Origin of the sequence: Ectopseudomonas toyotomiensis, from assembly GCF_900115695.1 — a bacterium.
Classification (GTDB): domain Bacteria; phylum Pseudomonadota; class Gammaproteobacteria; order Pseudomonadales; family Pseudomonadaceae; genus Aquipseudomonas; species Aquipseudomonas toyotomiensis.
Genome location: NZ_FOXK01000008.1, coordinates 252,680 through 267,447 on the forward strand (window position 1 = coordinate 252,680; position 14,768 = coordinate 267,447).

The 14,768-nt window shown below is 63.7% G+C and carries 13 protein-coding genes; 3 read left to right on the forward strand and 10 right to left on the reverse strand.

Going from position 1 to position 14,768, the window contains the following annotated elements:
• Window positions 1-102: 102 nt before the first annotated feature.
• Window positions 103-3,186: an efflux RND transporter permease subunit gene (locus tag BM186_RS17975; RefSeq protein ID WP_074917097.1), complete on the reverse strand. Its 3,084-nt coding sequence runs from the start codon at window positions 3,184-3,186 to the stop codon at window positions 103-105.
• Between the two features lie 6 nt (window positions 3,187-3,192).
• Window positions 3,193-4,296 carry an efflux RND transporter periplasmic adaptor subunit gene (locus BM186_RS17980; protein WP_072425860.1) on the reverse strand — a complete coding sequence of 368 codons (1,104 nt, stop codon included), beginning with the start codon at window positions 4,294-4,296 and terminating at the stop codon, window positions 3,193-3,195.
• Window positions 4,297-4,387: 91 nt separating this feature from the next.
• Here BM186_RS17980 and BM186_RS17985 point away from each other — a divergent pair, with 91 nt between their 5' ends.
• Window positions 4,388-5,023, forward strand: coding sequence for a TetR/AcrR family transcriptional regulator (locus tag BM186_RS17985; protein ID WP_072425861.1), 636 nt, complete (start codon window positions 4,388-4,390; stop codon window positions 5,021-5,023).
• A gap of 4 nt (window positions 5,024-5,027) precedes the next feature.
• On the opposite strand, the gene BM186_RS17990 is transcribed toward BM186_RS17985, so the two are convergent.
• On the reverse strand, window positions 5,028-5,819 hold the full coding sequence (locus BM186_RS17990) for a class I SAM-dependent methyltransferase (protein ID WP_074917099.1): 792 nt from the start codon (window positions 5,817-5,819) through the stop codon (window positions 5,028-5,030).
• A 106-nt stretch (window positions 5,820-5,925) separates the two neighbouring features.
• Between BM186_RS17990 and BM186_RS17995 the strand changes: the two genes are divergently transcribed.
• The gene (locus tag BM186_RS17995; RefSeq protein WP_241519864.1) at window positions 5,926-6,693 is read left to right on the forward strand and encodes a hypothetical protein; all 768 of its coding nucleotides are present in this window, start codon (window positions 5,926-5,928) and stop codon (window positions 6,691-6,693) included.
• Here the strand turns inward: BM186_RS17995 and BM186_RS18000 are convergent.
• The 7 genes from BM186_RS18000 to ppc form a co-directional block, all read right to left on the reverse strand.
• Window positions 6,690-7,391 (reverse strand): extensin-like domain-containing protein, encoded by a 702-nt coding sequence (locus BM186_RS18000; protein WP_074917102.1) that lies wholly within the window; start codon window positions 7,389-7,391, stop codon window positions 6,690-6,692. The two genes, BM186_RS17995 and BM186_RS18000, sit on opposite strands and share 4 nt — an antisense overlap.
• Before the next feature lie 12 nt (window positions 7,392-7,403).
• Window positions 7,404-8,273 carry a DUF72 domain-containing protein gene (locus BM186_RS18005; RefSeq protein ID WP_074917104.1) on the reverse strand — a complete coding sequence of 290 codons (870 nt, stop codon included), beginning with the start codon at window positions 8,271-8,273 and terminating at the stop codon, window positions 7,404-7,406.
• A gap of 53 nt (window positions 8,274-8,326) precedes the next feature.
• Entirely contained in the window at window positions 8,327-8,671 is a 345-nt protein-coding gene (locus tag BM186_RS18010; protein WP_072425866.1) for a hypothetical protein, read from the reverse strand.
• Between the two features lie 113 nt (window positions 8,672-8,784).
• Window positions 8,785-9,468: a tRNA (adenosine(37)-N6)-threonylcarbamoyltransferase complex dimerization subunit type 1 TsaB gene (gene tsaB, locus BM186_RS18015; RefSeq protein ID WP_074917106.1), complete on the reverse strand. Its 684-nt coding sequence runs from the start codon at window positions 9,466-9,468 to the stop codon at window positions 8,785-8,787.
• 116 nt (window positions 9,469-9,584) lie between these two features.
• Window positions 9,585-10,346, reverse strand: coding sequence for a 5'-nucleotidase, lipoprotein e(P4) family (locus BM186_RS18020; protein WP_074917107.1), 762 nt, complete (start codon window positions 10,344-10,346; stop codon window positions 9,585-9,587).
• A 179-nt stretch (window positions 10,347-10,525) separates the two neighbouring features.
• Window positions 10,526-11,173 carry an adenylate kinase gene (gene adk, locus BM186_RS18025; RefSeq protein ID WP_017675094.1) on the reverse strand — a complete coding sequence of 216 codons (648 nt, stop codon included), beginning with the start codon at window positions 11,171-11,173 and terminating at the stop codon, window positions 10,526-10,528.
• A 223-nt stretch (window positions 11,174-11,396) separates the two neighbouring features.
• Window positions 11,397-14,033: a phosphoenolpyruvate carboxylase gene (gene ppc / locus BM186_RS18030; protein WP_074917109.1), complete on the reverse strand. Its 2,637-nt coding sequence runs from the start codon at window positions 14,031-14,033 to the stop codon at window positions 11,397-11,399.
• A gap of 167 nt (window positions 14,034-14,200) precedes the next feature.
• Between ppc and BM186_RS18035 the strand changes: the two genes are divergently transcribed.
• Window positions 14,201-14,545, forward strand: a complete 345-nt coding sequence (locus tag BM186_RS18035; RefSeq protein ID WP_074917111.1) for a pilin assembly protein — start codon at window positions 14,201-14,203, stop codon at window positions 14,543-14,545.
• The last annotated feature ends 223 nt before the right edge of the window (window positions 14,546-14,768 follow it).

A 14,768-nucleotide genomic window follows, 5' to 3' on the forward strand; every position in this document is an offset into this window, starting at 1 on the left:
ATAGGCTACGTAGGGTGCGCCATGCGCACCAATGACAGTGGCGCCGATGTTTCGGTGCGCACAGCGCACCCTACATGGCGCTCCGCTTTTTGCAGGAGCGAATTATCCCGCCTGTCGCGCCTCGCTCTCCTTGACCCGGAACCACGCTGCATACAGCGCCGGCAGGAACAGCAGGGTCAGCGCCGTAGCCACCACCAGCCCGCCCATGATGGCTACCGCCATCGGCCCGAAGAACACGCTGCGCGACAGCGGAATCATCGCCAACACCGCCGCCAGTGCAGTGAGCACGATAGGACGGAAACGGCGCACCGTGGCCTCGATAACGGCGTGCCAACGATCCAGACCGTGGCTGATGTCCTGCTCGATCTGATCGACCAGAATCACCGAGTTACGCATGATCATCCCGGCCAGGGCGATGGTGCCGAGCATGGCGACGAAGCCGAACGGCTGGCGGAAGATCAACAGGAACAGGGTGACGCCGATCAGGCCAAGTGGCGCAGTGAGAAACACCATCGCCGAACGCGAGAAGCTTTTCAGCTGCAGCATCAGCAGCGTCAGCACCACCACGATGAACAGCGGGATACCGGCGTTCACCGATTTCTGTCCGCGTTGCGAGTCTTCCACCGTGCCGCCGACCTCCAGCAGATAACCCGCAGGCAGTTCCGCGCGGATCGGGTCCAGCGTCGGCAGGATCTGCTGGGTCAGACTGGCCGGCTGCTGCTTGCCATAGACGTCGGCACGCACGGTGACGTTGGGCAGGCGATTGCGATGCCAGATGATGCCTTCCTCGAAGCCGTATTCCAGCGTCGCCACCTGCGACAGCGCTACGCTGCGACCGCTGTCGGTCGGCACCGCCAGGCTCGGCAGCAGGCTCAGTGCCTTGCGTTCCTGCGGCGTGCCGCGCTGAAGAATCTCGATCAGCTCATTGCCCTCACGGTACTGGCTGACGCTGGTGCCGGACAGCGAGCCTTGCAGGAAGCGCGACAGCTCGGCGGTGTTGACCCCCAAGGCACGGGCACGATCCTGATCGATATTGAGGATCACCACCTTGCTCGGCTCCTCCCAGTCCAGGTGCACGTTCACCACATGCGGGTTCTCGCGCACCTTGTCCGCCACCTGACGGGCCAGCGCGCGCACCTCGTCGATATGCTCGCCGCTGACGCGGAACTGGATCGGGTAACCCACGGGAGGCCCGTTTTCCAGGCGGCTGACGCGGCTACGCAGGGTCGGGAACTCGTCGTTCATCACCTTGATCAGCCAACCACGCAGGCGCTCGCGCTCTTCGATACTTTTGGCCAGTACCACGAACTGAGCAAAGCTTGCCGCCGGCAATTGTTGATCCAGTGGCAGATAGAAACGCGGTGAGCCGGTACCAACATAGGCCACGTAGTTGTCGATGCCAGACTGCTCCTTGAGCAGCTTCTCCAGGCGATGCACTTCGGCCTCGGTGGCGCTCAGCGAGGCGCCCTCCTCCAGCTTGATGTCGACCATCAGCTCCAGGCGACCGGAGGCCGGGAAGAATTGTTGCGGCACGAAGCGAAACAGCAGCACAGAGGCGACGAACAGCGCAATGGTCAGCAGGATCACGATGCCGCGACGACGCACGCACCATTCAACCGTGGCGCGAACACGGCGGTAGAACGGCGTCGAATAAGGGTCATGACCGCCTGCGCTGCCGCCGTGTTTCGCCGCATGCAGCTTGGCCAGATCGGGCAACAGCTTGTCGCCCAGATAGGGCACGAACATCACCGCCGCGATCCATGAGGCGATCAGCGAAATGGCCACCACCTGGAAGATCGACCGGGTGTATTCACCCGTGCCGGACTGCGCGGTGGCGATGGGCAGGAACCCGGCCGCGGTGATCAGGGTGCCGGTGAGCATCGGAAAGGCGGTGCTGGTCCAGGCGAAGCTGGCGGCCTTGAGGCGGTCGTAGCCCTGCTCCATCTTGATCGCCATCATCTCCACCGCGATGATCGCGTCGTCCACCAGCAGGCCGAGGCCGAGCACCAAAGCACCGAGGGAGATCTTGTGCAGGCCTATCCCCAAGTAGTACATGGCGGCAAACGTCATCGCCAGCACCAGCGGAATTACCAGCGCCACCACCAGGCCGGTGCGCACTCCCAGGGAGAAGAAGCTGACCGCGAGCACGATCACCAGCGCCTCCACCAGCACCTTGACGAACTCACCCACACCGGTTTTCACCGCCGCCGGCTGATCCGACACCTTGCGCAGCTCCATGCCCAACGGCAGCGTCTGTTGCAAGCGGGCGAACTCACCTTCCAACGCCTTGCCCAGCACCAGAATGTCGCCGCCGTCCTTCATCGCCACGGCGATGCCGATGGCATCCTCACCCATGAAGCGCATGCGCGGCGCGGGTGGATCGTTGAAACCGCGCTTGACCTCGGCCACGTCGGCTATGCGGAAGGTACGATCAGCGACGCGAATGGGAAAATCGCGAATTTCCTCCACCGATTCGAAGCGCCCGGTCACACGCAGTTGAATACGCTCGCTGGCGGTTTCGAAGAAACCGGCAGCCGCCACCGCATTCTGCGCCTCCAGCGCCTGCTGCACGGCAGACAGTGGCAGACCCAGGGTCGCCAGCTTGGTATTGGACAGTTCGATCCAGATCTTCTCGTCCTGCAGCCCCACCAACTCGACCTTGCCCACGTCCTTGACCCGCTGCAGTTGCAACTGCAGGCGGTCGGCGTAGTCCTTGAGCACCGCGTAGTCAAAACCGTTGCCAGTCAGCGCATAGATATTGCCGAAGGTGGTGCCGAACTCGTCGTTGAAGAACGGCCCCTGGATGCCGGGCGGCAGCGTGTGGCGGATGTCGCTGATCTTCTTGCGCACCTGATACCACAACTCGGGAATCTCGGCGCTGCGCATGGAGTCACGTGCCATGAAGGTCACTTGCGACTCGCCCGGACGGGAGAAGCTGGTGATGCGATCGTACTCACCGGTCTCCATCAGCTTCTTCTCGATGCGCTCGGTGACCTGGCGCGATACCTCTTCGGCGCTGGCCCCCGGCCAGTTGGTGCGAATCACCATGGCCTTGAAGGTGAACGGCGGGTCCTCGCTCTGCCCCAGCTTGGTGTAGGACAGCGCCCCCACCACGGCGAACAACAACATGATGTAGAGGACGATCTGGCGATGGCGCAGCGCCCAGGCAGACAGGTTGAAGCTCATGCGGGCTTACTCCTTGACTGCCAGTTCGACGTTGCGGTTGTCCCGATCGACCGGGCGTACCTGCTGGCCTTCGCGGAGAATCTGCACCCCGGCTGCGACTACCCAATCGGAAGCGGCGAGCCCCTCCAGCACCGGTACCCGGTCATCGCCATAGGCACCGACACGCACCGGGCGGCGCTGCACGATGTGCTCCTTGGGGTCCACGACCCAGACGAACGCCTGGTCCTGCTCGGCGCTGAGTGCCGACAGCGGCACCGCCAGCGGTACCTCGCCATTGCTGGCGATGAATACCCGCGCGCTCTGCCCCAACTCAGCCGGCACCTTGCCTTCGGTGAACGCGACACGAGCGGCGAAAGTACGCGACTGAGGATCGGCCGCCGGCGCCATCTCGCGGATGCGTCCGGGGAAACGCTGATCCGGCTGCGACCAGAGTTCCACCTCGACCACCTGACCAATCTCGAAACGACCAAAGCTCTGCTCCGGCAGGCTGATCGACACCTCACGCTCACCATCGGCAGCCAGAGTGAACACCGTCTGACCAGCCGCCACCACCTGCCCCACCTCGACCGCACGACGGGCGATCACGCCGTCCTGCGAGGCCCGCAGCACGGCATAGTCGGTCTGATTGCGGGCCACGTCGTACTCGGCCTTGACCTGTTTCAGACGTGCTTCGCCAGCACGGTACTGGTTTTCGATATTGTCGAACTGCGAGCGGCTGACCAGGTTGCGCCCAAGCAACGCCTTGTAGCGCTCACGCTCGGCGCGCACGGTCTGCAGGTTGGCCTCGGCTGCCGCCATCTGCGCGCGGATGGCTTCCAGCTGCAGGCGCACGTCCTGCGGGTCCAGCTCGGCCAGTGGCTGATCCTGCTTCACCCGGTCACCGACATCCACCATGCGCTTGCTCACCTTGCCGGCGATACGGAAGGCCAGCTCCGGCTCGTAACGTGCACGCACCTCGCCCGGATAGCTGTCGACCAGCGCAGTAGCCGGCTGCGGCTGCACCACCATGGCAGGACGGATCGGTTGCTCCGCCTGTTCACCGTTACCGCAGGCAGACAGCAGGAAGACGAGACCCAGAGAAGCAACGAGCGGGAGAACATGGCGAGACATGTGTAAGACCTTTCAGAGAAGGTTTGGAATATTTGTACTGGCGGGTATAGTAAAAATAGCAAACTCGCCAGTCCAGTATTAAAATCCGCCAATGCCTGACAAGTTGTTACAACCTTCCGGCCCCGGCCGACCGAAGGATCCCGCCAAACGTCGTGCCATCCTCGAGGCGGCCAAGAGCCTATTCCTGCGTAATGGTTACGACGGCAGCAGCATGGACGCCATCGCCGCAGAGGCAGGCGTTTCCAAGCTCACGGTGTATAGCCACTTCACTGACAAGGAGACCCTGTTTTCTGCGGCGATCAAGGCCAAGTGCGAGGAGCAGCTTCCCGAACTGCTGTTCGAACTGCCGGATAACGTGCCGCTGGAAAGCCAGCTCCTGGAAATCGCGCGTGGTTTCCTGGCGCTGGTCAACAGTCGCGAATCGGTAGAAATGCACCGGATGATGGTGAATCTGGCCAGCCAGGGCTCGAAGCTGTCGCAGCTGTTCTACGAGGCCGGCCCGAAACGGGTGCAGGAAGAGATGGAAGTGCTACTGCACAAGGCCGCCAAGCGCGGTCTGCTGAGCCTGGATAATCCCCATCTGGCCGCCGATCACTTCTTCAGCCTGCTCAAGGGCGGCGCGCACTTTCGCCTGCTGATCGGTTGTGGCGAACCGCTGGAAGGTGAAGCCGCCGAGCATCACGCTCAGGACGCCGTGCAACTGTTCCTGCGCGCCTACAGACCCTGACTGCTTACACCTGAGCGCCGGGCTCCAGCTTCTTCTTCGGGTAGATGTCGTAACGGCTGGATTTGCCCTCAAGCACATAACCCGGCTTGCTACCTTCGATTGCCGGGGCCTTGCGCGGGCGCTTGACCACCACGCGGTGAGTGGCCAGCGCCAGCGCCGCCTCGAGCAATGCCGGCGCATCCAGGTCATCGCCGACAAACGGGCGAAACAGGCGCATTTCCTTCTTCACCAGCGCACTCTTGTCGCGATGCGGGAACATCGGATCGAGATAGATCACCTGTGGCGCCTCCCCTTGCCAGTTGCGCATCAGCTCGATAGCGTTACCCGTAAGCAGGCGCATGCGCGCCACGATGGGTGCCACGTCGAGGTTCAGTGCCGCACGCTGCAGGCCGTCCTCCAGCAACGCCGCCACCAGCGGCTGGCGCTCGATCAGGGTCATCTCGCAGCCCAGACTGGCCAGCACGAAGGCATCGCGCCCCAGCCCCGCGGTCGCATCGAGAATCCGTGGCCGAATGCCCGACTGCACGCCCACGGCCTTGGCGATCATCTGCCCACTGCCGCCGCCGAACTGGCGGCGATGCGCCGCCGCGCCCTCGACGAAATCCACCCGCACCGGGCCAGGCGCCTTGTCGCCCAGCTCGACCAGTTGCAGCCCATCGTCACCCAGTTGCAGGGCGAACTCGGTTTCACCGTCTTGCCTCAAGCCCAGGCGCGATGCCCATTGAGCGGCCGCTTCGGCGTACTGGGGGTGGAGGGCTTGGATACGGATGCTGGCGTTGCGCCGCTCGTCGGTCATTGGCTCGTTCTGCTCAAAAATCACTCAAAGCACCGGCCACACGGCCGATATCGAAGAAGCGGCATTCTGCCAGACCCGGCCGCCGACAGCCGCATCGAGAGTGAACATGTTCGACGCCCTCTCCGCCCCGCGTCCTAGTAGCAGCCCTGCCAGCCCCCGTCCGCTGGATGACGAGCTCGACCGTGCGGCGCGCGAATCCATCAACTATCAGATTCTGCGCCGCACTCTGGGTATCGAAGACGAGCAGAAACCTGGTGAGGTCGCTCGTGAACTGCGGGAAACCGCCGAGCAACCTGCCGTGTCCAGCAGCGCCGCCGTCATCAGCCAGACGCTGATCGATCAACGCAGCCTGGAGCTGAATGTCAGCGTGGGCCAGGCGCCCCAGCAGGTCGATCCGCTGGTACTGGATATGGCCGGCAACGGTTTCTCCACCAGCGGTCTTGGCCGTCCAGTGCGCTTCGATCTGGATGCCGACGGACGCATGGACTCGATCAGCGTACCCACCGGTGACGACGCGCTACTGGCGCTGGATCGCAACGGCAACGGGCGTATCGACGATGGCCGCGAGCTGTTCGGCGATCAGCATGGCGCCGTCAATGGCTTCGCCGAACTGGCGCGCTTCGACGACAACGGCGACGGCCGTATCGATGCGGCCGATGCGGTATTCGACCAACTGCGCCTGCTGCGTTTCGATGCCCAGAGCCGCCAGCAGTTGCAGACACTCGGCGAAGCAGGCGTCAGCGCCATCGACCTGCGCGCCCGCGACGTCAGCATCGCCCTGGGTGCTTACGACCAGATCGCCCAGTTGGGCCGATTCGAGTTCACCGACGGGCGCAGCGGACAGGCAGCCGACCTGCTGTTGGCCAAACGCTAGCGGCACATCCGCCACATGCCCATGTCCACGTGAAAATGATCACGATGGGCGGCGTTGTATTCCGGCCCCAGGGTGACGTTGAAGCTGTAACAGGCCGCTTCCTGCACCAGACGCAGGAAGCGCGCCTTATCGCCCTGCCCTGGCCAGTCTCGCAGCACACTGATGTGCTGGCCGTCGCGCAGACGAAAACCGACCATATCCAGCGCGTTGGCATAGGAATGCTGGCTGGGCCGCTGACTGCCGGCAATGCTGCGACAGGCGAAGCTGCCGACATGCTCGACGCGGGTCACCGGTTGGCCGAACACCGCTTGCGCAGCCGGCTGCAAGCCATGTCGCTCGAACAAAGCGAAGCTCACCGCCAGCGGGCAGGTAGCCATGAAGCTGCTGCTCAGGCCAACGTTGGCACCCTGGATGCGCACGGCGTTTTCCACCGGGCAACCCGGGTGCGGGATGCTGTCGGCAAGACGGGTAAAACGCAGCCCGGACGTCACCAGGGCCAGGTCGCACAACTCGCGATCGTCACCCAGACGCCAGAGCTTGAAGGGGGTCAGCAGGTTCGGCGTCTCTCGCACATCCAGCGGCGCCCAGGGGTTGAAACGCGGCGCCACCTCCAGCCAGCCACGCCAAAGCGCCACCAGTAGCGCTGCGCCCAGCAGCAGGGAGAGAAACAGCAAACGGCCGATTATCCGTATCAGCATATCCATGCTCCATCAGAGTAAGCCAAGCTGCTCCAGTTCCGGTTCAATCTGCAATACAGGCAGTTCGGGCAAGCCAGGCAGGCGCTGCATCAGTTGCTCATGAAAACGCCGCGCCAGCTCCGGCGCCAGGCGGTTGTCCGAGGTATGGGCAAAAACATAAGGACGCAGCCCCTGCTCGATCCAGCCGGCGACCTTGTCCAGCCAGGGCAGCATGAAGGGGTCGTTGGCCAGCAGCTCGGGGTGACCGATGAAGCGCAACTGCGGGTCCTGACTGAACGCGGTAGGCCGAGTCGGCAGACGCGGCTTCTTGGCTTGCGCATGCAGTACGGCGGGTTCCTGCGAGTCGCAACTGAACAGCGCGCGCGAATCAAGGCAGATGCGCTCGATACCACGCTCGTGCAGCAGGCGATTGAGCATACGCTCGGCATCGCTCTTGGCGAAGAATTCCGGGTGGCGCACCTCTATCGCCAGCGGCCAGTCTCCCCACTGCTCGATGAACGCCGCCAGCTCCGCCAACCGCGACGGTCCGAAGCTGGCCGGCAACTGCAGCCAGTATGGCGCCACCCGTTCGCCAAGCGGCGCCAGCAACTGGCGAAACTGCGTGACCTCATCCAGTTGCTGGCAGAGATCCTCGCTGTGACTGATGTCTCGCGGCAACTTGGCGCAGAAACGAAAGTGCGCCGGCATTGCCTGCGCCCAGCGCGCCACCGTTTGCTCGCTGGGCCTGGCATAGAACGTGGTGTTGCCTTCCACCGCGTTGAACACCTCGGTGTAGCGACTGAGAAACTCGGTTGGCCGGGTATCCTGCGGATACAGCGTGGCGCGCCAGGCCGCTTCGCTCCAGGATGGACAACCAAGGTAATAGGGAAGCGCAGCGCTCATCGATCTATGCGACGGTCCAAGCTGATGGGCGTGAGCCACTCCGTGAAACGGGGTTATGCGTAGAGATCGAGCCCGAGCACTTCCTGCGCATCGTACTCGCTGGCGTAAGCGGCGGTGGTGCTGTAGCTGGCCAACGCCTGAACAGCACGGTTGCTCAGCGCAGGCTGTTGATAACCGAGGTCCTGTGAGCGAGCCGGCAGGCTATCGGTGTTACTGCTGCTGGCCTGCACGCGGCGAATCTGCGGCGCCTGCTCAAGCCCCTGGCTGCTGGCCGGGGCAGCCGGCTGTTCACGCTGAGCCTCGACCTCCCGCTGCGCCTCGCGATAGGGCGTGACCGCAGTCCCCGAACGGGGGCCACGATCTGGCGAGTAGGAAGGTAGGTAACCGTCGATCCGCATCTAGGACTGCTCGGTGGGCTCGGCTGAACAAAGGACAGTGCTGGCAATGTAGCGGCGGGCTGCGTCCTTGGCAAATGCCGAAGAGTTCTTGGCGCCAAGCATCCGACCAGTTGTCATGCCGGCGGTGCTTTCGGCGTGGCGACCTGGTCACGCAGGTACACCGGCTGCGCCTGATCAGCCGGCAACGCCTCTCCACGCGCCCAGGCAAAACGGGCCAGCGTCAGCAAGTCTTCGGCGTGCGGCAGCATGCTGCCATCCATGCTCACAGGTGTGAGGGCGATACGCGCGGCGAAGGTGCCCCAACCGGTACCGGCACCGAACCACTCACCATCGCTGCCACGCGGCGCCTCGGCTTGCTCCGGCGGCAACACCGCTTCCTGGCCAAGCAAGCGCATCTCGCCGGCTTCTGCGCGATAGCAACCCCAGTAAACCTCGTCCATACGCGCGTCGATGGCGGCAGCAACCTGAGTCGCGCCCTGCTCACGCAGTGCGCGCTGGGCCAACACGGCCAGATTGGATACCGGCAGCACCGGTCGATCCAGGGCAAAAGCCAGCCCCTGCACCACGCCGATGGCGATACGCACCCCGGTGAACGCACCCGGACCGCGACCGAAGGCGATGACGTCGAGCGCCGAAGCGGCGATCCCCGCCTCACCCAGCAGTTGCTGAATCATCGGTAACAGGCGCTGCGCGTGCATACGCGGGGCGACTTCGTAGTGGCTGAGTACGCGACCATCATGCAGCAGCGCGACGGAGCAGGCTTCGGTGGCGGTATCGAGGGCCAGGAGAGTGGTCATTGCATTCGGACAGCGGAAGAAAAAAGAGCCGGCATTAGACCGGCTCGACGCATTTTTTTCCAGCACCATGACGGCGCTCGGCTCGCGCCGAGCGACCGACGGAGATCAGCACCGCCTTACCAGGGCTCGACCACCGGCTCGGCCTCCCAGCCTTTAAGCGACGCCTTGGACCAGGTGCCGTAGCCAGCATTGGGGAACACGATCCACTCGACGCCCCACTTGCCGGACTCTTCGGCGACCGTCTTGCGCTGCGCATCGAGCGGCGTCTTACGAAAACGTGCGTCGAAGTCATGCAGCGTGTCGCCCAGTAGCATGATGATCTGATGATCGGCGCTGACGATGGCGCGACGCTCGACCTTGGGCGGCCCCAGCAGCAGCACGCTCTTCTCCGAAACCTGCGGCAAGCCCAGCTTGCTCAGGGTGGCCAGGGTGTATTTTTTCTGCTCGTCGGCGCGGTCGGAGATGTAGCGGATGGTCACGCCAAGCTTGTCGGCATGCTCGAGGAATTTCTTCGCGCCAGGGATCAGTGCGGGCGTGCCGTCACGCTCCCAGGGCAGCCAGGTATCCCAGGCGTCGTACTGGTGACAGTTGGCCAGATCGCGCGCCAGCAGCGCGCTGTTGTCGATCACGGTTTCATCGAGGTCGGTGACGATGGCCAGCTTCGATGAATCCTTCGCCGCCGCTACGGCCTTATCGAGCTTTTCCGTGGCGATGTTGTAGGCCTGCAACTGCAGCGCCTGGATTTCCGCAGACTGCTGCTGAAAGCGCAGGCCCATGGTGAACTCGGCGACGGAACAATCCGTCGCGGTGTCGGCAAATGCCAGCTCAGTGGCCAGCAGCGATATCGCAAGGCCCAGCCGGATGCGTTTCTCGGTCATTGAATGCCCTCTTCCCTATAGGTTATCGACACGCCCCGGCGCAGACCGGAGGCTGCATCGTCGATACTAGCCGGCACGCGTTGCGCGGCCATGCTTGAGAGCGACCTGAACGTATCAGGTTCCATAAACGAACAAGGCCCCTTGCGGGGCCTTGCTGCGATGACAACGGGCGATCTGGATTAGTCCAGAGCCGCCAGGGTCTTTGCGGTGATCTCTTCGACGCTGCCGACACCCGGAATATGGCTGTATTTCGGGGTACCGGATGCAGCGGAGAGTTTCTGATAGAAGTCCACCAGCGGCTTGGTCTGCGAGTGGTAGACGGACAGGCGATGACGCACGGTTTCTTCCTTGTCGTCTTCGCGCTGAACCAGCTCTTCACCGCTGATGTCGTCCTTGCCGGCAACCTTCGGCGGGTTGTACTCGGTGTGGTAGACGCGGCCGGAAGCCGGGTGAACGCGGCGGCCGGACAGACGCTTGACGATCTCCTCGTCCTCAACGGCGATTTCAACCACGTGATCCAGCGCGACACCGGCATCGCGCAGCGCTTCGGCCTGCGGGATGGTGCGCGGGAAACCGTCGAACAAAAAGCCATTGGCACAATCGGCCTGAGCGATGCGCTCCTTGACCAGATTGATGATCAGGTCGTCGGAGACCAGGCCACCGGCATCCATAACGCTCTTGGCCTTCAGGCCGAGCTCGGTGCCAGCCTTGACCGCAGCACGCAGCATGTCGCCAGTGGAGATTTGCGGAATGCCGAATTTCTCGGTGATGTAGCGAGCCTGGGTACCTTTGCCGGCACCGGGCGCCCCCAGCAGAATCACGCGCATCGATGTGCTCCTCAAGAGTTATGTAGTAATCGGTCGGACTCGCCTCGTGGGGCCAATCTCTTGAATGTAGTGCGGTAGCCGTAGCGGCCAAAAGGCTGCTCAAGATACACAGCGCACCCCAGGCGCACAAGCCGCCAAAAGTCGGATAAAAACCCTCCTCGTGGCGGCCTGGACCTGCTACGCGGCGCAGCTCAGGCAGCTGCCTGCCAGCGCCCTGCCGCCCTCAGCCAGTGTTGCGCAAGCCCGCTGCAATACCCGCTACGCTGACCAGCAGCGCCTGCTCCAGAGGGCTCTCCGGCGCCTGTTCACGTTGCCGACAGCGCGCCAGCAGTTCGGCCTGCAACAGATGCAGCGGGTCGAGGTAGGTGTTGCGCACGCTGATCGATTCCAGGGTTTCCTGATTATGTGCGAGCAGGCGCGACTGGCCAGTCAGTTCCAGCACAGCAGCGCAGGCCTGCGACAATAGGTCGCGTAACTGCGCACCCAGCGCCTGCAGCGACGGTTCGACCAGGCGTTCGTCATACAGGGCAGCGATATTGGCGTCCGCTTTGGTCAGGACCATTTCCAGCATGTCGATGCGGGTGCGGAAGAACGGCCATTGCTCGCGCATGCTTTTCAGCAGCTCAGCATCACCGCCTTGCAGGGCTTGTCCCAGGGCCTGCTCCCAGCCGAGCCAGGCCGGCAGCATCAGACGGGTCTGGGTCCAGGCGAAAATCCATGGGATCGCCCGCAGGCTCTCCACACCACCTTCGCGCCGCTTGGCCGGGCGACTGCCCAGCGGCAAGCGGCCGAGCTCCTGCTCCGGCGTGGCCTGGCGGAAATACTCGACGAATTGCGGATGCTCGCGCACCACGCTGCGATAGGCCTTCACGCCAACATCGGCAAGGCGATCCATCATCGCCCGCCAGCTTGGCTCCGGTGCCGGTGGCGGCAGCAGCGTGGCTTCCAGCACCGCAGCCAGATAGAGGTTGAGGTTCTGCTCGGCGATATCCGGCAGGCCGAACTTGAAGCGGATCATTTCCCCCTGCTCGGTAGTGCGGAAGCGCCCCGCAACCGAGCCGGGCGGTTGCGACAGAATGGCCGCGTGAGCAGGGCCACCGCCACGGCCAACGGTGCCACCGCGACCATGGAACAGCAGCAGTTCGACCTGATGCGCGCGACACAGACGCACCAACTCTTCCTGGGCGCGGTACTGCGCCCAGGCAGCGGCGGTTGTACCGGCGTCCTTGGCCGAATCGGAGTAACCGATCATCACTTCCTGCGGGCCATGCAGCCGCGCGCGATAGCCGGGCAACCCCAGCAGCCGGTCGATAACCGGCCCGGCGTGGTCCAGATCGGCCAGGGTTTCGAAAAGTGGCACCACCCGCATCGGCCGGCGCAACCCGGCCTCTTTCAGCAGCAGTTGCACGGCCAGCACGTCGGAGGCAGCACCGGCCATGGAGATCACGTAAGAGCCCAGCGATGCGGCGGGAGCGGCAGCCACCTCGCGGCAGGTGGCGAGTACTTCGGCAGTATCGGCCGAAGGACGATAGTCGTTCGGCAGCAGTGGCCGGCGGTTATCCAGCTCGCGCTGGAGAAAACTGAGGCGCGCCTCCTCATCCCATTCCGCGTAGCGACCGAGGCCGAGATAATCGGTGATTTCCGACATCGCCGCAGCGTGCCGGGAGGAATCCTGACGAACATCGAGGCGTACCAGAAACAGACCGAAGGTGGCTGCCCGGCGCAGGCAATCGAGCAACGGGCCATCGGCAATCACACCCATGCCGCAGGCATGCAGCGACTGGTAGCAGAGCTGCAGCGGCACCAGCAGCTCATGGTTGTCGCGCAGCACTGCATTACTCGGCGCCACATCGGCGCTGAGGGCCTGCTGCGCCCAGCTGCGCGTTTCGCGCAGGCGCTCGCGCAGCTGCTTGAGCAAGGCACGGTACGGTTCGGCACTGTCGCCCACCTGCGCGCGCAGTTCGTCACTGGCCTGCTGCATGGACAGTTCCGCGGCCAGATTATCGACGTCGCGCAGGTAGAGATCGGCGGCCATCCAGCGCGCCAGCAGCAACACCTCACGGGTCACGCGCGCGGTGACATTGGGGTTACCGTCACGGTCACCGCCCATCCACGAGGCGAAGCGAATCGGCGCAGCCTCCAGCGGCAGACGCAGACCGGTGGCGGCCTGCAGGCTCTGATCGGCACGGCGCAGGAACTGCGGCACGGCCTGCCATAGCGAATGCTCGATGACAGCGAAGCCCCATTTGGCTTCGTCCACCGGGCTGGGCCGGCTACGACGGATTTCCTCGGTGTGCCAGGCCTCGGCGATCAGCCGCTGCAGGCGCTGGGCGATGCGTTCACGTTCTGTTGGTAACAGATCGCTGTGATCCAGTGCCGTCAGTTGCGCGGCGATGGCATCGTATTTCTGGATCAGCGTACGCCGCGCCACTTCGGTGGGGTGCGCTGTCAGCACCAGTTCGATATCCAGACGCCCCAGCTGACGCGCCAGTTCATCGCTGCCCTGCCCGGCGGCGAGCAGGCGCTCGAGCAGCTCGTCGAGCACGCGCAACTCGAACGGCTCGGGCTCACCCGCACGGCGGCGGCGCACACGGTGCTGCTGCTCGGCGATGTTGGCCAGGTTGAGAAACTGATTGAAGGCCCGTGCCACCGGCAGCAGTTCGTCGTCACCCAGGTCCCCGAGGGTGCTGGTCAACTGCTCGGCACCCGCGGCAGAGCCGCGACGACCGGCCTTGGCCGACTTGCGTATGCGTTCGATCTTGTCGAGAAACTCGTCGCCCAACTGGGTGCTGATGGTATGCCCGAGCAGTTCGCCGAGCAGGTGCACCTCTTCACGCAGGCGCGCATCGATTTCCGCCATGTCGCACTCCTTCTCCTGTCCAGTGTCAACAGAGTGCCCAGCGCGCCAACTTCTTACAAGGGTGCGACGCGTACCCAGGCAGTCGTGCGTGCTGGGACTAGGCTTACTGACAGGCGTAGTGGATGCGCTAGCCGGCATCAGCTGCGCCACCCGTGAGGAGTAACGACATGAGAATTCGCGAACTGGCAAAACACTGGGAACAGAATGCCAAGGGGCACCTGACACCTACCCGTTATCACATTCATCTGGATGTCGAGTCGGCCGCTCGCCTGGCGGCGCTCACCGAGATGTACCCCAAGCACCACAGCGAGGAACTGCTCGGCGAACTGATCGGCGCAGCGCTCGAGGAACTCGAAGCCAGCCTACCCTACGTGCGCGGCAGCAAGGTCGTAGCACTGGACGAGCAAGGCGACCCGCTGTACGAGGACATAGGGCCCACACCGCGCTTTCTGGCGCTGTCGCGCAAATACCTGCGTGAACTGAGTGACACGGGTAAAGAGACAAGCCATTGACGCCCTGAACAACTCTTTGCGTTCGACATATTGTTCAATTCCAGGCGCTCAGGGAGAACGTAAGTCTCCCGGCCGGCCCTTTTCGCACTGACACCGCGCCTCCCCCACCTTCGGCAATGCGCGGGCGCCAGGGCCCTCCTTCGCCCCATAGAAACCCACCAAACCCTTTACATAGAAGGGCAAAAAGAGCGTTTCCAACCGCATGGAAGGCCCTACCGCGGCC